The following is an 18,967-nucleotide window of genomic DNA, read 5'->3' on the forward strand; positions in this document are numbered from 1 at the left end:
CGCCGGGCAGAGCCGTCCAGGGCCGGAAGACCCGCTCTGGGAGGCCGCGGAGCATCCGGATTTGGACCTTCCCACCATCTGGCCCTCGCGGCCTCCGTTGCTGGCTTCGGCCCGACGTTGATGAGTCGCCGAGCGCCTGACTGGTCGCTGAGCGCCTGACTGGAGGAGCAGCCCTGAGGGGGGTCCCGCCTGATCGTGGCTGTCCGCGTCGCCCGGTTTTCTCGTGCGGCTGCAGCTGACCGAGCTGCAGGTCCTGGTGTGTGGGCTACTGGGCGGAGGCCGCTGGAAGCCCTTCGGAAGGGGGACCATCGGCTCTTCGACCGACCGGAATGTGCGCGAATGCTGGAGATCAGATCCGGACCCGGAGGTGGGTCATGTCGGTGTTGGTCGGTTACGCGAGTGAGCACGGCTCGACGCGGGAGATCGCCGAGCGGGTGGCGGCCCGGTTGGCCGACCACGGCCGGCGCGTCGAGGTCGTCGCCCTGGACCGGGTGACGGACGCCGAACGCTACGACGCGGTGGTGCTCGGTAGCGCCATCCACAACGGAGTCTGGCTCGGGCAGGCGACGCGGTTCGTCCGGGAGAACGCCGACATCCTCCGCCACCGGCCAACGTGGTTGTTCAGCGTCGGAATGCCGGCGGCGTTACGCCGGCCCTTGCGCCGTTTCGCCATGTCGGAGGGGCCGAAGGCGATCGCCGGTCTCCGCGACCTCGTAGAGCTCCGGGGCCACCGCCTCTTCTCCGGCGTCTACCAGAAGGAGCAGAACAGGTCTCTGGTCGGCCGCGCGCTCTTCGCCGTCCTGGCCGGGCGCTACGGCGACTTCCGCGACTGGGACGACGTCGACGCGTGGGCCGACGACATCGCGGATCAGCTGGAAACGCGATCGCGGGAACCTCGGATGCAGAGCGTTCATGACGCCGACGGCTGATCCGAAGATGCTCGTCCTCCGCCATCTCACCCCAGTGCCCACTGCACGGAGTGCCGTGGACGCCGTTGGGGGCGGGGTCGAGGCGGGCCAGAGGCCGGGGACGGAACCATGAGCCCGGTCCGGGACGTCGCAGGGGAGCCGACGCCTGGGTGGGTCTGGCGGGACACGGTGGCGAGCGTTCTGGTCGCAGTCGTGGTGCTGCTCCTGGTCCCCGACCTGACCCGCCCCGGTCTGCCTTTCGTCCCCGGGCCCCGCGGCATCGCCGTGATCGCACTGGTCGCCGGGATCACGGCGTTCGTCGTCGATGCGCGAGTCGCGACTGTCGGCAGGCTGAGGGCCGGATTGCTGGGCGCCGTCGGGATCATCGCAGTGGCCTTCGCCCTGTCGACCATCGACTCCGGCAGCCCGGGACACTCGCGGTGTGCGTTGCCGCGATCTCACTGATGTGGGTGGTCGCGACGGTGCGGCATCTTCGTAGCGGTCGGGCGACGCGGAGGGCCGGGTAGCCGGTCCTTGCCCGGCCGGACGCGCACGGTGTACCGCTGGTGCTCGTCGAACCGCGGGAGACTGCGCCGATGGCGACTGTTCCGGTCGGTCCTCACCGGTGGGTCGTAGTCCGGGCTGCGGTGAGGCGCCACACCGCGGCCGCGCGGTCCAGCGAGTCCTCGATGGACCCGGAGGTGGGAATGGCGACCGCCTCAGGCCAGAGGCCGGCGTCGGTGGCCATGGCGGTCGCCACGGCAGGTGTGGCATCGGAGGCGGTAGGTCCTCGGGTCAGGATCCGCCGTCCGGCGGTCTCGGCGGTGGCCCGGCACTGCAGCCGGACGAGGTCGCTGTGCGTGCGGTGGGCGAGCGCCTCGGCGGCGTGCCGGTGGCCCGCGTCGGCCCACGACGCGTCGAGCACCACCGATTCCCCACGGCCCAGTAGTTCCCCGGCGCGGCGGAGCAGCTCCCGGTAGAGCGTGTCGGTGTGCTCCGGGGTGTAGAGCCCCTGCCGGTACCCGGCGGCGGCCGGCAGGGTGGGGTCCAGGCCGGCCAGCTCCTTGCGGATCCGGTCGCTGGAGAGCAGCACCGCGCCGAACCGGTCGGCGAGTCCACCTCCCAGGGTCGTCTTGCCGGTTCCGGGCAGTCCGCCCACGAGGGCGAGGCGCACGGCGCCGTCCTGCAGATGACGCTGTGCCAGCTCCGCGTATCCCGTCGCGTCCTCGGCCGCAGGGGGGTCGCCTTGCTCGTGGCGTAGGCAGGCCACCTTGGCCCGCACGAACGCGCGGTAGGCCACGTAGTGGTGGCGCAGCGCCGCCGGTGCCGGGTCGCCGGAGAACTCGACGTAGGCGCCCAGGAACAGCTGGGCCAGGTCGGGCCGGCCCAGCCGTTCCAGATCCATGGCCAGGAACGCGACGTCGTCCAGGCCGTCCACGAAGCGCAGCTGGTCGTCGAACTCCAGGCAGTCCAGCACCCGCGGTCCGTCGTCGAGGCAGAACACGTCCTCGGCGATCAGGTCGCCGTGGCCGTCCACGATTCGGTCGTGGGCCTGCCGGTCGGCGAACAGCTCGCCCCGGCCGTCGATGAAGCGCAGGGCGAGCCGGGCGATCGAGTCGACCACCGCCTCGGACAGCACCCTTCCCCGGAACGCTTTGGCCTGCTCGAGGTTGTCGGTCCATCGGCGCCGCAACGCTTCCGGGCCGCCCTCGGCGGTGATGCGGGGCCCGCGTTCGGCGCTCGCGTGGAAGCCGGCCATCAACCGGGCCACTTCGCGCAGCGGGCCGGTCGCCGGATCTCCCGCGCGCACCAGCGCGGACAGCCGGCGCCCGCCGGGCATGCGGCGCATGACCAGAAGATGCTCCGCCGTGGCGGTTGCGGCGTCTCCGGAGCCGCTCCGGTCCTGTGCTCCGTCGTGCGGGGCGGAGACGTCGCTGATCCCGAGGTAGACGTCGGGCGCGAGCCGGCGGTTGAGTTCGAGCTCGCGGCGGCAGGCGGCGAGCCGCCGGTCGGGTGTGCTGAAGTCCAGGAATCCCGTGCGCACCGGCTTCTTCAGCTTGTAGGCGCGGTCGCCGACCAGGAAGACCACGCCGACGTGTGTCTCACGGACTGCCGCGAACTCTGCGGTGGGCGGGGCCGTCACCACAGTTCGCCACGGTCGTGCGGGTGGTTCGTCCAGGCGGGTGTGCTCGGTGTGGTCACCGCCGACGGGGCTGGAGCTGCGGTAGCCGGCGTGGTGCCGCTTACCGTATGCCAGGCGCTGGGGTGCACCACCTCGACGGGGCATGAACAGGCGCGGAGTACTTCGCGGCTGGTGGATCCGAAGACTGCGCGTGCGGTGGTCCCGCGCCGGTGGGTGCCGAGCACGACCAGCCGTGCGTGTACGGCCTCGCGCAGCAGGAGGTCCACCGGGTTGCCGAGCAGCAGGCGCAGGCCGGCCTGGACGTCGGGGTAGCGGGTGCGCCACGGTGACAGCGCATCGGTGAGGTGCCCGAATGCCTCGGCCTGGGTGTCGCGTTCGTGGAGGTGCCCGCGCCACGGGCCGGCGCGGTGCCGGGCGTGCAGCATGGTCAGTGGGGTGCGGTGGCGGCGGGCGTCGTCGAAGGCGGTGCGCAGCGCGGCTGAATCGGTGGTCGGGTCGTCGACGCCGACCACCACCGGGCGGCCCGGGGACATCGGGACCTGCCTGCCGCGCACCACGACCACCGGGCAGCCGGCGTGGCTGCTGACCGGCAGCGCCGTGGACGGGATGAGTGCGTCGGTGAGCCGCTGCCCGCCCGCCATGCCGAGGACGAGGAGCTGGGCGCGGTCGGCCGCCTCGAGCAGGGCCTGCTCCGGTTCGTGGTCGGATCGTTCGGTGTGGACGTCGAGGGCGTGGCCTTGGCGGCGCGCGAGGGTGTAGGCGCGGGCCAGGATCGCGTCGGCGCGGCGCCGGCCGGGCCCGGTCGGCTCGGTGGCGTAGGGCGCCGCGTGCACGATCCGTAGTGGTGCGCGGCGCAGCCGGGCCTCGTGCGCTGCCCAGAGGACCGCCCGCAACGCGGTCTGGGTTCCGTTCACGCCGACGACCACGGGCGGTTCATGGGGGGTCTGCTCGGTCACGAGATCTCCTCTGTCCGCAGCTCGTCGGCCCGGTCAGGGTGCGCTCGACCCGATACCGGCCAGCAGGGCCGGCAGGCCTGATCGTGCGGGTCCTCCAGCCCGCACGATCAGGCCTGCCGACGGTGGGCCGACGCGGCGCCGGACGCGCACGCTGATCGGAGCCCGGCCCGCAGGTGCGCCGGTCGTAGCGCGCAGGAGGTCAACCGTGGACGACCGAACGAGAACTGTCGTGGTCGGAGCAGATGGCTCCCCCGGGTCCGAGGTCGCTATCGGGTTCGCGCTGCAGGAGGCGGCCCGTCGCGGAGCGCAGCTGATCGTCGTGGCGGCGTTCGACCTGCCGCCCTACTGGGCATGCGCCTACGGTATGCCCGCCGCGCCCGAGAGTTCCGAGGCGCTGCGCGAGACCATCCGCGACCATGTCGAAGCCCACGTCAGAAAGGTGGCGGACAGTTTCGGCGAGCAGGCACGTGACGTCCCGGTCGAGATCCGCCCGGTGGTCGGTGATCCGGCCGCCGCCCTGGTCGACGCGGCCCGCCACGCCGATCTACTGGTGGTCGGTCATCGGGGTGGTGGGGGCTTCGCCAATCTGCTGCTCGGCTCGGTGGCCTCGAAGTGCGTCCTGCACGCGACCTGCCCGGTCACGATCGTCCCCACTCCGGACCGGGTGGCGGTGGGTTAGTCCGTGGTCCTCACCGGACACGTGCCGCACAGAAGACGCACAGAAGAGAGCTAGCGATGCCTGCTGTGAACGACGCCGCGACCGGCCACGTCACGCCGTCCGACCCGGTACGCCTGATCATGAACAGCACGGTCGCCACCGTCGACGTCGGCTGCTCGATGCTCGAGGTGGTTGCCGAGCTCGTGGCCGACGAGATCGGTGCGGTACTGGTGACCGGCGAGCACGGACCGTTGGGCGTGCTCTCCGAGCGGGACGTCGTGACCGCGCTCACCACGGCACGAGACCTCGCCGAGGTGCAGGCGGAGGACGTCATGAGCACCGAGGTCGTATGGGCGGACCCGGCCGACTCCGTCCGAGCCGTCGGGATCCTCATGCGCGACGCCGGGGTACGGCACATACCCGTCGGTAACGACCGCGAGGTGCTGGGCGTGGTGGCGATGCGCGACGTGCTGTCGGTGCTGCTCGCCGAGAACTGATCGGGTGCTGCCCGGGCGAACCTGCCGGACAGCGGTACGCGCAGACGAGGGCCGCTCAGAGGTGAGGATGTGCCAGGCTCCCGGTGACCCCCTCGATGTCGTCGGCTGCGGTGCTCAGCAAGCGATGACTCAGCTCCGACAGGGCCCTGGCGACCGCCAGCTCGTCACCGATCGTGGGCACGTCCTGGTCGTCCGGGTTGAGGCGGGCGAGGCCGACGCCCACGAGCCGATCGCTGTCGCGCGTGTGCAACCTCGCCACGGCTCGCGTACGCCCGTCATGCTCATCGATGTCGATGCTGACGGTCCACTGTGTGGCGTTGCCCATGATCGTTCCCTTTTGTCCGTCGTCAGGTCGTGCTGACTGCCTGGTATCGGATCTGCGGCGACGAGACGCCCGCACCGGTCAGAGGGCCGGATCCGACGTGGTGAGCAAACCCACCCAGCCGTCCAGGTCGGCGAGCCCGTCGTAGTCGTCCTCGTCGATCCGCCGCCCGGTCCGCTCGCTGACCCGTGTCACCACCGCGAGGAAGTCCAGCGAGTCGAGCCCCAGGGCGTCGCGCAGGTCGTCGTGCGGGCCGAGGGCGTCGAGCGCCGGACCGGGGGAGACGGTGCGCAGGACATCGAGCACCAGTGTGCGGGCTTCGAGAGGCGTCAGGTCGTGCCGGGGTGCGGTCATCACAGCTCCTCGGGTCGTCGGAGGCGTCGGTCGATCTCGCGCAGCAGGCGCGCCCCTAGAGCGCCGTCGGTCGCGCGGTGGTCCGCGGACAAGGTGGCGGTGACGACCGGGCGCACGAGCACCGCGTCGCCGGCGGCCCAGGGGCGGGGCCGGACGGCGCCGAAACCGACCAGCGCCACCTGCGGTGGGTGGATCACGCCGTCGACCGCGTCCACGCCGAGCTCGCCGAGGTTCGTGACGGTGATGGTCGCTCCGCCGGCCTCCGACGAGCGCAGCCGCCCGGTGCGGGCGCGCTCCCCGCCCTCGCGCACGCGGGCCATCAGGTCGTCGAGCCCCAGCGTGCCGGCGTCCCGGATGACGGGCACCACGAGGCCGCCGCCGCGCAGCGACACCGCGACGCCCAGCTGGACACCGCGGCCGGGGACGAAGCGATCGTCGATCCAGTGCCCGTTGAGCTCGGGGACGGCCTGCGCGGCCAGCACCACGGCGCGCAGCAGCACCGCAGCCGGCAGCACCCGGGCCGCCACCGGAATCGCCCGGTTGTGGGCGCGCAGCCAGTCCAGGGCCGGTCCCAGGTCGATGTCCAGGGCCAGGTAATAGTGCGGGATCTCGCGCTTCGAACGAGCCATCAGTGCGGCGGTCGCCCGGCGCAGGGCCGTCGCGGCGACGGGTGCCGGCCCGGCGCCGTTCGTCACGACCGGGGCCGGGACCGCGGGTACGTCACGGGCATGCACCACGCCATCGGGGCCCGACCCGCGCAGCACCGTCGGGTCCACCCCGCGTTCGGCGGCCAGCCGCCGGGCGTAGGGCGAGACGTGGATCCGGGCACCGGGTGCCGCGGCGACGACCGGCTCCGGGGGCCCGGGGGTCACAGACGGCACCAGAGGTGCCGCGACCGGCACCGCCGGGTGCAGGGCGTGGTCGACGTCGGCGGCCGTGACGACCCCACCCGGCCCGGTACCGGTCAGCGTGGCGATGTCCAGACCGGCCTCGGCGGCGCGTCGGCGGACCAGCGGTGAGAGTGCGGCCGGATGAGGTGCGGGCGGTGGGGTTTCTCGGGGCCGCGCGGCGGTCTCGGGCGGCGCCGGCCCGGCGTCCGCTCCGGTGGCTGCGATGAGGGCCAGCGGAGTCCCGACCGAGACCTTCTCCCCGGGTTGCACGAGCAGCCGCTCGATCACCCCCGAGTCGAAGCACTCCACGTCGATGGCCGCCTTGTCGGTGTCGACGACGGCGACGACGTCGCCGCGCCGCACCTGGTCCCCGGGCCCGACCAGCCATTCCAGGACCGTGCCGGACTCCATGTCCGCCCCGAGCGACGGCATCCGGAACTCGGCCATGTCAGCCGACCGCCCGCCGCGCGGCGGCCATCACGTCAGCGGGTCCGGGGAGAGCGGCCTCCTCCAGGTGCCGCGGGTAGGGAATCGGTACCTCGACGGCGCAGACCCGTTCCACCGGGGCGTCCAGCTCGTAGAGCGCGTGCTCTGCCACCCGGGCCGCGATCTCGGCGGAGAGGCTGCCACTGCGCCACCCGTTGTCCACGACGACCAGCCGGTGGGTCCGGCGCACCGACTCCAGCACGGTTTCGGTGTCCAACGGTCGCAGCGTGCGCAGGTCCACCACCTCGGCGGACACGCCGTCCACGGCCAGTTCCTCGGCCGCGGCCAGCGCCGGGGCCAGCGAACCGCCGTACGCGACCAGGGTGACGTCGGACCCGGGCCGGCGGACCACGGCGTGGTCGAGGTCCACCGGCCCCGCGTCGTCGGCCAGCTCACCGGACGCACCGTAGAGCGCGATCTGCTCGAAGATCAGCACCGGGTCGGGGTCGATTAGGGCGGTGGCCAGCATCCCCCGCGCGTCGGCGAGCGTCGCCGGAGCGACCACCCGGAGACCGGGAATGTGGGCGTACCACCCCTCCAGCGTGTGCGAGTGCTGCGCGGCGAGCTGCCGACCGGGGCCGGTCGGGATCCGGATCACGACCGGGACGCCCAGCTGCCCGCCGGACATGTGCAGCAGGGTGGCGGCGTTGTTGAGAATCTGATCCAGGGCGAGCAGGCTGAAGTTGACCGTCATGATCTCGACGATCGGGCGCATGCCGCCCAGAGCGGCACCGATGCCGGCGCCGACGAAGGCCGACTCCGACAGCGGCGTGTCCCGGATCCGCTGCTCGCCGAACTCCTCCAGCAGGCCCTGGCTCACGGCGAAACAGCCGCCGTAGCGGCCGACGTCCTCACCCATGAGGAAGACCCGGTCGTCGACGGCGAGCGCCTCGCGCAGCCCCGCCCGGAACGCCTCCCGGTAGGTGGTCGTGCTCATGACACCTCCGACCGGACGAAGCGGGTGAGATCCTCGACCGGCTCCAGCGAAGCGGCCTCGGCGGCCTCGACGGCCCGGTCGATCTCCGCGGCGACCTCCGCCTCCAGTGCCGCGCGCCGAGCCGTGTCGATCACGCCCTCGGCCACCAGAGCGGACGCCAGCAGCTCGACGGGATCCCGCTCGCGCCAGCGGGCGATCTCGGCCTTGCCCCGGTAGCGGTCGGCGTCGTACATCGAGTGCGCGCGGAAGCGGTAGGTCCGCAGCTCCAGGAAGCAGGGGCCACCACCCGCCCGCGCGGTGTCCACGGCCAGCCGGGCGGCGTCGCGCACCGCGAGCACGTCCATCCCGTCGACGGCCCAGGACCGCAGGCCGTAGGAGGCGGCGCGCAGCGCGAGGTCGGTCTGGGCGTGGCTGCGGGCCAGGGCGGTGCCCATCGCGTACTGATTGTTCTCACAGCAGAACACGACCGGCAGCCGCCACAGGGCGGCGAGGTTGAGCGACTCGTGGAACTCGCCCTCCGCGGCCGCGCCGTCGCCGAACAGGCACGCGGTGACCAGCGGCCGCCGCTGCATCGCGTCGGCCAGCGCCAGCCCCACGGCCACCGGGATCCCGCCTGCGACGATGGCGTTGCCGCCGTAGAACCGGCGGGAGGCGTCGAACAGGTGCATCGAGCCGCCCCGCCCGCGGCTGCACCCGGTGGTGCGGCCGAACATCTCGGCGAACACGGCCTGCATCGGCACCCCCCGGGCCAGCGCATGCCCGTGCTCGCGATAGGTGGAGACCACCGCGTCGTCGGCGCCGAGGGCCTGCAACACGCCGACCGCCACGGCCTCCTCGCCGATGCACAGGTGCAGGAACCCGCGGATCGCGGCGCTGCTGTAGAGCTCCACGCTGCGCTCCTCGAAACGCCGGATGCGCAGCATCTCGGTCAGCAGCTCCAGGCGGTCCTTCTCCTCCCGGAGCGACGCGGTCATCGGGTCACCTCCAGGGTGGACAGGTCCCCCTCCGGGAGGCCCAGCTCGCGGGCCTTGAGCAGCCGGCGCATGACCTTGCCGCTGCGGGTGTGCGGCAGCGCGTCGTCGAAGACGATCTCGCGCGGAGCGACGCTGCCCAGCGCGCGGCGCCCGAAGCCGAGCAGCTCGGTGCGCAGCTCCTCGGTCGGCTCCACCCCCGCACGCAGCGTCACGAACGCCTTGACCAGCTCCCCGGCCACCGGGTCCGGCGTGCCGATCACTCCGGCCTCGGCCACCGCGGGGTGTGCCATCAGCGCGCTCTCCACCTCGAAAGGGCCGACCAGGTGACCGGCGGACTTGATCACGTCGTCGGCCCGGCCGACGAACCAGTACCAGCCGTCGGCGTCGCGGCGGGCGACGTCGCCGGTGAGGTACCAGCCGTCGGCGAACGCAGCCGCGTAGCGATCGGCGTCGTGCAGGTAGCCGCGGAACATCGACGGCCAGCCCGCGCGCAGCGCCAGCTCGCCCTCGGCGGCCTCCTCCAATGGGCGCACACGGCCATCGGCGTCGACCAGCGCGCGTCCGTTCGGTCCGCGCTCCAGCAGGCCGGCATCGATTCCCGGCAGCGGGCGGCCCATCGAGCCCGGCCGGATCTCGGCGGCCGCGAAATTGCCGATCATGATGGCGCCGGTCTCGGTCTGCCACCAGTTGTCGTGCACCGGCCGCCCCAGTACCTCCGCGCCCCAGCGGACCGCCTCCGGGTTGAGTGGCTCGCCGACGCTCGCGATGAGGCGCAGGGCCGACAGGTCGTGCCGGGCGGCCTCCTCCGGACCCCGGCGCATCAGCATCCGGATCGCAGTGGGCGCGGTGTACCAGACACTGACGCGCTGTTCGGCGAGCACGCGGTACCAGCGGCGGGCGTCGAACTCGCTCTCGTCGCTGAGCATCGTGGCCCCGATGACCAGCGGCGCGATGATCCCGTAGGAGGTACCGGTGACCCAGCCCGGGTCGGCGGTGCACCAGAAGACGTCGTCGGGGCGCAGGTCGAGGGCGAACCGGGCGGTCACGTGGTGAGCGACGACGGCCTCGTGCACGTGCAGCGCTCCCTTGGGCCGGCCGGTCGTCCCGCTGGTGAAGTGCAGCAGCGCGGCGTCCTGCGGGTCGGTCGGGCCGATGGTGAACTCCGGGGAGGCCGCGCTCAGCAGACCGGCGAGGCTCCCGGTGCCGGACAAGTCGGTCTCGGTGGGTCCGGTCAACAGGACGTGCCGCAGCGCCGGGAGCCGGTCCCGGATCGGGGCGACGGTGCGGCGGTACAGCGCCGGCGTGGTCACCAGGACCGCGGCCTCGCCCAGGCGCATCCGCTCGGCCACCGGCTCGGGCCCGAACGCGGCGAACAGCGGGGAGAGCACGCAGCGGGCCTTCAGCGCGCCCAGCGCAGCCACGTAGAGGTCCGGCACGCGCCCGAGCAGGGTGAACACGCGCTCACCGGGACGCACGCCGAGGGCACCGAGCACGTTGGCGAAGCGCGCGGTGAGTTCCGCGAGGTCGCGGTAGCTGATCTCCTGCACGCCGCCGGCGCGATCCAGCCAGCGCAACGCGGTGATGCTCGCGCGCGACCCCGCGGCGTGCCGGTCGACGGCCTCGAACGCGATGTTCAGCCCGGTCCCGCCGGACAGCCCGGAGAGCGCGGCGCGCGCCTGCTCCCAGCTGAACTCGCGACGGGCCCGGTCGTAGTCGACGAGGTAGGCCTCGACCCGCTCATCGCCGCGCTTGTGAATCGTCTCCGACCGCAGCGTCCGCTCGACGGTCACGGCCGGGCCCGGCAGGCGTACGGCGGGGAGGCGACGCTCGGGCACGTGTGCATGGGATCAGGTTGTCGCCGGCCGCCGCGGCGCCACGAGGGTCGATCGGCCGGTTCGCGCGGGCCGTTCGACGGCCGAACCGCGGGCTCAGGTGACACGTAGCGGCTCAGCCGCCGACCCGGGATGGCTGTCTGCCCGCCGGCTGCGCCGGCCTCTCGCCACCTTCGCCGCTTCGATCAGCAGTGCCGGAACGGCAGCAACCGCAGCGGCCAGCCCCAGTTCGGCGCCGCTCAGCGGGGCGGTACCCAGCAGATCGGACAGACCGGGCGCATAGATCGCCGCCAGCAGCCCGGCCAGGCTGAGCGAGACCGCGCCGTAGAGGAACGGATTGCCGGCCGGGGAGGTCCGCCAGAGTGGACGGCTGTCCGATCGCGTGGTGAGCGCGACACCGAGTTGGGCCAGCGCGAGCGTGGCGAACAGCAGAGTCTGCCAGGGCATCCCCTGCGTTGCCGCCCAGCCGGACAGGCCGAGACAGGCGGCCGCGATCACGGATCCGACGATGAGGATCTCGGTGGCGGTGCGCCGGGTGAGGATGCCCTCATGGGGTGGCCGGGGAGCGCGGCGCAGGACGTCCGGTTCGGCGACCTCGGAACCGATCGCCACCCCGGGCAGCCCGTGCGTCACCAGGTTGACCCACAGGATCTGGGCCGGCAGCAGCGGCAGCGGCATTCCCATGAACGGCCCGACGAGCATCACCAGCAGTTCCGCCAACCCGCCGGAGAGCCCGTAGCGCACGAAGCGGCGGACGTTGTCGAACACCCGCCTGCCTTCGGCGACCGCAGCCACGATCGTGCCCAGGCTGTCGTCGGTGAGCACGACATCCGCGGCCTCCTTGGCCACCTCGGTGCCGCGCCGGCCCATGGCGACGCCGACGTCGGCGGCGCGCAACGCCGGTGCGTCGTTCACCCCGTCACCGGTCATCGCGACGAGGTGGCCGGCCCGCTGCCACGCAGCGACGATGTCCAGCTTGCCGCCGGGGTCGGTGCGTGCATACACGCTGCGCAGCCCACTCCCAGGATCGTCCGGCAGGTCGCCGGCGGCGATCAGGCCGGTGTCGCGTGCAACCGCGGCCGCGGTGCCCGGATGGTCCCCGGTGATCATGATCGTCCGGATCCCGGCCGCTCGCGCCGCCAGCACCGCTCTGCGGGCATCCGGTCGCACCGGGTCGGCCAACGCGAGCAGCCCGAGCAGGCGGATCGCCCCGGGGGGCCCGGCGGCGACCGCGAGCACTCGCCGGCCGATTCCGGTCCAGCGGTCCACGACGCTCTCGGCGTCCGGCACGGTAGGGACCTCGGTCAGTACCACCTCCGGTGCACCCTTGACGACCTCCAGGCTTCCGCCCGGGCTCGCGTGCCACGTGCGCATCGACCGGCGGTTCGAGTCGAACGGCACCTGGGAGGTGCGGGCGAGGTCCCGGCGCAGCGCGACGACGTCGATCCCGGCCTCCACGGCCGCTTCGAGCAGCGCCCCTTCGGTGCCTCCCGCGCCGGGCTGCGCGTCGTTGCAGAGCGCCGCGGCCTCCAGCAGGGCAAGCGGGCCGGTCCCGTCGAGGATTCCCGGCCCCTCGAGGACCGGGGCGGCCATTCCGAGCCCGAACTCGCCGGTGTCCGGCGTCCACAGCCCGACGCAGGCGGTGCTCCCGAAGGTCAATGTCCCGGTCTTGTCCGTGGCGAGCACGGTCACCGACCCCAGCGCCTCCACCGCAGGCAGCGAGCGGACGATCGCGCCACGTGCGGCCATCCGGCGGGTCGCGGCGGCCAGCGCGAGCGCGACGACTGCGGGGAGCGACTCCGGGATCGCCGCGACGGCCAGGCTGATCCCGGCCACCACCATCAGCTCCCACGGCTCGCCACGGAACAGACCCAGCACCACGACGAGCGCGCACCCGAGCGTGGCAGCGAGGGAGAGCCGGCGGCCGAGGGCCGCGAGCCGGCGCTGCAGCGGAGTGTCCGGGACGTCCCGCTCGTGCAGCAGCGCCGCGATCCCGCCGAGCGCCGTCCGCGGGCCCGTCGCGACGACGACGGCGGTACCGGTGCCGTGGACGACGAGCGTGCCGCCGTGCAGCATCGTCCGCCGGTCGCTCAGGACGGCGGACGCGGGAGTGTCCGCCTGCGCGTCCCTCTCCGCCGGCAGCGACTCCCCGGTGAGCAGCGCCTCGTCGACCTGCAGTTCGTGGGCGTCAACGAGGCGTGCGTCGGCGCCGACGACGTCGCCCTCGGCGACTCGCAGCACGTCACCCGGCACCAGCCCGCGGGCGGCGATCCGCTGCGCCGTGCCGTCGCGCACGACGGTGGCGTACGGCGTCGCGAGCGAGCGCAGCGCCGTCACCGCCCCGACCGCGCGTCGTTCCTGCAGAACGCCGACGGTCGTGTTGACCGTGATCACCAGCAGGATCACTGCGCAGTCGGCGAGATCACCGGTGATCGCGGTCAGCCCGGCGGCCACCAGTAGGACGAGGATCATGGTCTCGCGCAGCTGCGCGAGGACCGAATGCAGGATCGAGCGCGGCGGGTCCCGAGGCAGGTCATTGAGACCGTTGGTGAGCAGCCGATCAGCGGCCTCGGCCCCGGCGAGCCCGACCGCCGGGTCCACCCCGAGCGCACGGGCGACGTCCGCGGGCGGCGCCGTCCAGGGGCTTTCCAGCGTGCTGGTCCGGAGGGCGGGTCCCGGGGCGGTGTTCATCGTGGCCCCGCCGGGACACGTCCCGCTTCGGTCACTGGTGGCCGGCAGCCGCGCTCGCCGTCGGCCCACGCGGGGGCGAGCGGCTCGTGGTCCCGCAGGCCGCTGCGCATGAAGGTCCCCTTCGGATCGGCTCACCGACAAGCGTTCCTCGTGCCGATGCGTGGAGCGACGGGAGGAGGCCCCCCGCGGACGGGCCGAGGGTCGGTTGCGCACGGGCCGTTCAACCCCGAGGGGCCAGGACATAGGCAGATCAAGCCTGCGGCGCCGAGCGGGAGGTCGACGAAGCCGGAACCGCGGGCCTTTCGTCCCGCTGTCTGCGGCCCGCTGCCCCTGGGTTCGGCACCACGGCCCGGCGAGGCTTGCGATCTACCCGCTCGGGACCGCGCTGGAGGAGGCCGCCGGATGGATGCCAGAACGACAGAGCCTCGGCGGATCGTGGTCGGGGTCGACCAGTCGGACTCGGCCCGGCACGCTCTGGCCTGGGCCGCAGACATCGCGGCAGCGTGGCACGCCCCGCTGTGCCTGGTGCACACCGTCCTCGGTGAACGGGACGATGCCCCGATCGCGACGGTGCCCACCTGGCTGCGCGAGTTGCTCGACGCCGCCGATCGCGCCGGCGCCGGGTCGCTCGACATCGAGATCGTGCCGGGAGGCGCCGTCGACCTGCTGGTGGAGCGGTCGGCAGGGGCGCGGCTGCTGGTGCTGGGCAGCTACGGCGACGGAGCCTGGTCCGGGATGCTGGCCGGCTCGACCGCGTTCGCACTCATCGGCAGGGCCGCCTGCCCGGTCGCGGTCGTTCGCGGTAGCGCACCGCAGATACCGCCACCCCGCGGGGGCCCCATCGTTGTCGGAGTGGATGACTCCGCAGCGGGTGCGGCCGCACTGGAGTTCGCCGCGGAACTGGCCGAGTCGATCGGCGCCCCCCTGGTCGCAGTGCACACCTGGTCCGAGGTCGTCGCCGACGGGCCCGGCCGGGTAGGACGGCTGCCCGAGGACGGGGATGTCCTGGCCGCACGCGGTGCCGCACTGCTGGACGCACGGCTCGCGCCCGTCCTGGCCCGCCACCCTGGACTGCGGGTCGAGCGACAGACCGTTGAGAACGATCCACTGCGCGAACTGCTCGATCGTGCGGGCACCGCCCGCTTGCTGGTCGTCGGGCACCGCGGCAGCACACCGTCCCACCGCATGCTGCTCGGATCCACCAGCCATGCCCTCGTCGAGTTCGCGCCGTGCCCGGTCGTGGTGACCAAGCCGATCACGACGGTCGACGATGCCCCCCGTGCCGAAGAGCGTTCCGCACCGGTCGCGCCACCCGGTTCAGCCTGCTGAACGGGAGAGCCCCGCCGATCCGGGTGGTCCGTGCTCCGCGTGGAACGCCTGCACCGCGGTGGGCAAGGTGGGGAAGATCCGGTCCTCACCGATCCGGGTGAGGAGGCCGCTGGCCTGCAGGCTCGCGCGCAGTTCCTGTTTGACGCGGGCGAGGGCGAGCACGATCCGTCGGCGGGCGAGTTCGTCGTGGAGTTGGTGCAGCATGTCGGTGGCGGTGAGGTCGACGTCGGTGAATGCCTCGACATTGAGCAGCAGCCACGAGGGTGCGCTCGGTGCGTCATCGAGCGCGGCGAGGGCGCGTCGGTGGAAGTTCTCGGCGTTGGCGAAGCACAGGGGTGCGTCGTAGCGGTAGACGACGAGGCCGGGAACGACGGTGGCGTCGGGATAGTCGTCGATATCGTGCATGCCTGCCAGGCCGGGGGCGAAGCCGAGGATCCCGTCGTGCGGGCGGGAGACCCGGCGCAGTAGGTCCAGGATGGACAGCGCGACCGCAGCGAGGACGCCGTACAGCACGCCCAGACTGATCACGGCGGCCGTGGTGGCCAGCGCCAGGGCCAGCTCGGTGCGGCGGAACCGGGCGATCCGACGGAACTCGCCGAGCTCGATCAACCGCAGCGCGGCGTAGATGACCAGGGCTCCCAAGGCTGCTGTGGGAAAGGCGGCGAGGACCGGGCCCCCGACGAGCAGCACCGCCAACACCGCCACGAGGGCGACCAGCGAGTACAGCTGGCTGCGGCTGCCGAGAGCGTCGCCGATGACGGTCCGGCTGCCGCTGCTGCTGACCGGGAAGCCGTGGAACAGCCCGACCACCACGTTCGCGGCGCCGAGCGCGAGCATCTCCTGGTCGGCGTCGATGTTCTCGCGGTGGTGGGTGGCGAAGGCCCGCCCGGTGAGCACGTTGTCGGAGTAGCCCACGATCGCGACGCCGATGGCCGGGAGGATCAGCTGCGCCAGATCGTCGGGGCCGAGCGCCGGCAGCGCAGGCCTGGGCAGACCGGCGGGGACCGGTCCGACGGTCTCGATGCCGTAGCGCGACAGCGCGAGGGCACCGACCGCGGCGGTGGCCAGCAGGACCCCGAGCAGTGGTATCGGCGCGCGGGGCAGCAGCCGGCTGCCCACCAGCAGGAACGCGAGCACGCTCGTGCCGAGAAGCACCGTCGGCAGGTGGACGCTGCCGAGGTGGGTGGCGAAGGAGGCGAGGTCGGGCGGGAAGGTGCTGCCCTCCACGGGCACCCCCGTCATGTTCTCCAGCTGGCTGACGATCATGATGAGCGCGATGCCGGTCAGGTAGCCGACGAGGACGGGTCGGGACAGCAGGTCGGCGAGGAACCCCAGCCGGGCGACCCGGCCGAGCAGGCAGATGCCCCCGACCATCAGGGCCAGCCCGGCCGCCAGCGCGGCATAGCGGCCCGGATCGGCGCCGGCCAGCGGCGCGATGGCGACCGCGGTCATCAGCGCGGTCGTCGACTCCGGGCCCACGGACAGCTGCGGAGACGAGCCCAGGACGGCGTAGACCACGAGTGCCGTGACGACCGCCCACAGCCCGACCGCCGGTGCCAGTCCCGCGAGCTCGGCGTAGGCCAGAACCTGCGGCACCAGGTAGGCGGCGACGGTGAGCCCGGCCAGCAGATCACCCCGCAGCGCGGGGCCATCGCGGCGATGCAGGGCGGCCAGCCCCGGTCGCAACGCCGTTCCGAACGACGGTCGAGTCATGCGAGGCGCGCTCATGGTCCGGCTGTACCCACGCGCATGATCACTCCGCCCGGATGCCGAGGTTGGGCCGTCTCCCATCCTGGGTGTGCGCAGGGGGAGCGCCCATGGGCGTGGTCCCTGCGGGTCCTGGGCCGAACGGCCCGGTGATGTGAGCCGATGGCCGCTCCTGGTGCCCCGGCCGGGGTGGCAGCGTCGTGGCAGGCGGTGACGCGAGGAGGGGTCGCGGTGGCGGATCTGCAGGGTGGTCGCCCGGTACTGGTCGGGGTGGACGGATCGGAGCCGGCGTTGCGGGCCGTGCAGTGGGCCGCCCAGGAGGCGCTGCGGTTGCGGGTGCCGCTGCGGGTGGTGACGGCCTCCGGCGGGAGCAGTGTCCGGCACTTCGGTGAGCCGAACTGGGGGCCGGACTATCAGGAGGCGCTGCTCGAGATCGCCCGCGCGCAGGTGGCGGCGGCCGCGGACGTGGCCCGGGGGGTCGCACCCGACGTCGAGGTCGTGCCGCAGGTGCTGGAGGGATATCCGGTTCCCGCTCTGCTGGACGAATCGCGAGAGGTTCAGCTTGTCGTGCTCGGCAACCGTGGCCTCGGGGGGTTCAGCGGCCTGCTGGTGGGCTCGGTGACGGTGGCGGTGGCCGCGCATGCGGCATGCCCGGTCGTGGTGGTCCGGGGCACGGACCAGGACGTCGCGGTGGCACTGGAGGGTCCCGTCGTCGTCGGTGTGGACGGGTCGCCGCTGAGCGACACGGCGCTGGCCTTCGCGTTCGCGGACGCCGATGCCCACCGCAGCGCGCTGGTCGCGGTGCACGCCTGGCAGGACGCGGTGATGGATCCGGCCGCCGCCGGGTTCGTGGACTGGGAGGCGATCGAGGCCGAGGAGCATCGGTTGCTGGCCGAGCGGCTGGCCGGGTTGGCGCAGAAGTATCCGGACGTGCCGGTGGAGCGGGTGGTGGTCCGTGACAGCCCGGCGCGGGTGTTGGTGGAACGCTCGGCCGGTGCCCGACTGGTCGTCGTCGGGGCCCGCGGACGGGGCGGCTTCATCGGTCTGCTTCTCGGCTCGACCAGCCAGGCCCTGGTGCACCATGCGCGCTGCCCCGTCGTGATCGTGCGGCCCGACCAAGCGGGGCGTTCGTGACCGTCCGCACCCGGACCGGGGAATGGTGAGAATCGCCCTGGCCGAAGACACCATGCTCGGCCGTGGAGTGGGAGAGCGGATCCCGCACGTGCCGCCTTCTGCCCTGTTCGACGCCGCCGGCTTCGCCTGGGCCGGGGCCGGGGTGGACCAGGCCGCTGCGCGGGCACCGGTCGTTCTCGCCCGGGGCGGCGCCCGTGTGGGAGTCGTGGGCGTCACCGACCATCCCGCTGCGTTCGAGGCGGGACCGAGCCGCCCCGGCGTCGCCTACGCCGATCTCTGGTGCGGGCCACCTCCCAGGGTGGCTGCTGGACGGTATCGCCGCCCTGGATGCCGAGGTCGTGGTGGTGTCCCCGCACGGGGGCCGAACATGGTCGCCGAGCCACTCGCCCATGTGCGGCGGGCGGCGGCCGAGTTCCGGTCGGCCGGGGCCACGCCGGTCGCCGGACACTCCGCGCACGTGCTCCTCGGTGTCCAGGACGGGATCCTCCATGACCTCGGCGACTTCATCGACGACTACGCCAGGCATCCGCGGTTGCGCAACGACCTCGGCCTGCTGTGGCTGGTGACGGTCGATGACCACGGGCCGGTGCGGGTGGAGGCGGTCCCGCTCGCACTCGACTACTGCCACACCGCCTCGTCGACCCGGCGAAGCAGCGTGGATCACCCGCCGCCTCCGGGCTGCTTGCGCCGGATGATCTCCCGCCCCTCGGGCGGCCGGGGGAAGTAGGGTTTGCGCTGCGCGGGTGGTGCGTCGTGCTGCCACTCGTGTGGGTCCCGGTGGTACATCCGGCTCCGCCGGGCCTCCCGGTCCAGCGCCACCGCTCCAGCCGGTGCTGCAGCCGGGCGACGAGCCGGTCCACCGCCTCGCGCGGGGTGGACGCGGAGGTCTGCACCCGGACGAGCTGGCCGTTGAGATCGATGTTGACCTGCGCGGTGACCGGTCGCTCCCGGGCCGGGTCGCCGTGACGGACGACCCGGACCCGGACGTGCAGTGCAGGTTGCCTGCTGTGATGCAGCGCCGTTGCGGCCTTCTCCCGCGCGTAATCGGCCAGGTCCGGCTGCACCCCGCCCTCCAGCTGGACGACGATCTCCGGCACGGTGAGTCGCTCTCGTTCCTGACGCATGTGCTGCTCCTTCTCCGGCGCTGCC

Annotated in this window: 17 protein-coding genes and 1 pseudogene; 7 read left to right on the forward strand and 11 right to left on the reverse strand. The window is 73.1% G+C overall.

Annotation, left to right across the window (positions count from 1 at the left end; genetic code table 11):
• Positions 1–374 precede the first annotated feature (374 nt).
• Both HF519_RS06240 and HF519_RS06245 read left to right on the forward strand, forming a co-directional pair.
• A complete protein-coding gene (locus HF519_RS06240; protein WP_169411004.1) occupies positions 375–929 on the forward strand; it encodes a flavodoxin domain-containing protein in 555 nt (184 codons plus the stop codon).
• A 108-nt stretch (positions 930–1,037) separates the two neighbouring features.
• Entirely contained in the window at positions 1,038–1,373 is a 336-nt protein-coding gene (locus HF519_RS06245) for a hypothetical protein (protein WP_169411006.1), read from the forward strand.
• Positions 1,374–1,527: 154 nt separating this feature from the next.
• Here the strand turns inward: HF519_RS06245 and HF519_RS06250 are convergent, their stop codons facing one another.
• On the reverse strand, positions 1,528–3,054 hold the full coding sequence (locus HF519_RS06250; protein WP_169410955.1) for a bifunctional aminoglycoside phosphotransferase/ATP-binding protein: 1,527 nt from the start codon (positions 3,052–3,054) through the stop codon (positions 1,528–1,530).
• Positions 3,048–4,007, reverse strand: coding sequence for a universal stress protein (locus HF519_RS32695; protein ID WP_169411008.1), 960 nt, complete (start codon positions 4,005–4,007; stop codon positions 3,048–3,050). Before HF519_RS32695 ends, HF519_RS06250 begins: the two co-directional genes overlap by 7 nt.
• Positions 4,008–4,236: 229 nt before the next feature.
• On the opposite strand from HF519_RS32695, the gene HF519_RS06260 reads away from it, so the two are divergent.
• Together HF519_RS06260 and HF519_RS06265 are read left to right on the forward strand one after the other, a co-directional pair.
• Entirely contained in the window at positions 4,237–4,686 is a 450-nt protein-coding gene (locus HF519_RS06260; RefSeq protein ID WP_169411010.1) for a universal stress protein, read from the forward strand.
• 56 nt (positions 4,687–4,742) lie between these two features.
• Complete coding sequence (locus HF519_RS06265; RefSeq protein WP_169411012.1) at positions 4,743–5,162, forward strand: CBS domain-containing protein; 420 nt, start codon at positions 4,743–4,745, stop codon at positions 5,160–5,162.
• Positions 5,163–5,217: 55 nt separating this feature from the next.
• Here HF519_RS06265 and HF519_RS06270 read toward each other — a convergent pair whose 3' ends face one another.
• The 7 genes from HF519_RS06270 to HF519_RS06300 form a co-directional block, all read right to left on the reverse strand.
• Positions 5,218–5,487 carry a DUF1876 domain-containing protein gene (locus tag HF519_RS06270; protein ID WP_169411014.1) on the reverse strand — a complete coding sequence of 90 codons (270 nt, stop codon included), beginning with the start codon at positions 5,485–5,487 and terminating at the stop codon, positions 5,218–5,220.
• 78 nt (positions 5,488–5,565) lie between these two features.
• Positions 5,566–5,838, reverse strand: a complete 273-nt coding sequence (locus HF519_RS06275; protein WP_169411016.1) for an acyl carrier protein — start codon at positions 5,836–5,838, stop codon at positions 5,566–5,568.
• Positions 5,838–7,175 carry a dihydrolipoamide acetyltransferase family protein gene (locus HF519_RS06280; RefSeq protein ID WP_169411018.1) on the reverse strand — a complete coding sequence of 446 codons (1,338 nt, stop codon included), beginning with the start codon at positions 7,173–7,175 and terminating at the stop codon, positions 5,838–5,840. The genes HF519_RS06275 and HF519_RS06280 overlap by 1 nt, the downstream gene beginning before the upstream one ends.
• Position 7,176: 1 nt before the next feature.
• A complete protein-coding gene (locus HF519_RS06285; protein WP_169411020.1) occupies positions 7,177–8,151 on the reverse strand; it encodes an alpha-ketoacid dehydrogenase subunit beta in 975 nt (324 codons plus the stop codon).
• The gene (gene pdhA / locus HF519_RS06290) at positions 8,148–9,125 is read right to left on the reverse strand and encodes a pyruvate dehydrogenase (acetyl-transferring) E1 component subunit alpha (protein ID WP_211169619.1); all 978 of its coding nucleotides are present in this window, start codon (positions 9,123–9,125) and stop codon (positions 8,148–8,150) included. The genes HF519_RS06285 and pdhA overlap by 4 nt, the downstream gene beginning before the upstream one ends.
• Complete coding sequence (gene acsA / locus HF519_RS06295) at positions 9,122–10,897, reverse strand: acetate--CoA ligase (RefSeq protein ID WP_169411100.1); 1,776 nt, start codon at positions 10,895–10,897, stop codon at positions 9,122–9,124. The genes pdhA and acsA overlap by 4 nt, the downstream gene beginning before the upstream one ends.
• Before the next feature lie 156 nt (positions 10,898–11,053).
• On the reverse strand, positions 11,054–13,648 hold the full coding sequence (locus HF519_RS06300; RefSeq protein WP_169411022.1) for a cation-translocating P-type ATPase: 2,595 nt from the start codon (positions 13,646–13,648) through the stop codon (positions 11,054–11,056).
• 402 nt (positions 13,649–14,050) lie between these two features.
• On the opposite strand from HF519_RS06300, the gene HF519_RS06305 reads away from it, so the two are divergent.
• The gene (locus tag HF519_RS06305; protein ID WP_169411024.1) at positions 14,051–14,977 is read left to right on the forward strand and encodes a universal stress protein; all 927 of its coding nucleotides are present in this window, start codon (positions 14,051–14,053) and stop codon (positions 14,975–14,977) included.
• Here the strand turns inward: HF519_RS06305 and HF519_RS06310 are convergent.
• On the reverse strand, positions 14,966–16,690 hold the full coding sequence (locus HF519_RS06310; RefSeq protein ID WP_169411026.1) for a SulP family inorganic anion transporter: 1,725 nt from the start codon (positions 16,688–16,690) through the stop codon (positions 14,966–14,968). The genes HF519_RS06305 and HF519_RS06310 overlap by 12 nt on opposite strands.
• Before the next feature lie 225 nt (positions 16,691–16,915).
• Between HF519_RS06310 and HF519_RS06315 the strand changes: the two genes are divergently transcribed.
• Positions 16,916–17,818: a universal stress protein gene (locus HF519_RS06315; protein ID WP_312859934.1), complete on the forward strand. Its 903-nt coding sequence runs from the start codon at positions 16,916–16,918 to the stop codon at positions 17,816–17,818.
• Positions 17,819–18,185: 367 nt separating this feature from the next.
• Positions 18,186–18,545: a metallophosphoesterase family protein gene (locus HF519_RS30980; protein WP_246242642.1), complete on the forward strand. Its 360-nt coding sequence runs from the start codon at positions 18,186–18,188 to the stop codon at positions 18,543–18,545.
• Between the two features lie 103 nt (positions 18,546–18,648).
• On the opposite strand, the pseudogene HF519_RS33215 reads toward HF519_RS30980, so the two are convergent.
• Positions 18,649–18,942: pseudogene (locus HF519_RS33215) on the reverse strand (HPF/RaiA family ribosome-associated protein); the annotation flags it as partial.
• Between the last annotated feature and the right edge of the window lie 25 nt (positions 18,943–18,967).

Source organism: Pseudonocardia bannensis (assembly GCF_012911875.1).
Lineage (GTDB): Bacteria > Actinomycetota > Actinomycetes > Mycobacteriales > Pseudonocardiaceae > Pseudonocardia > Pseudonocardia bannensis.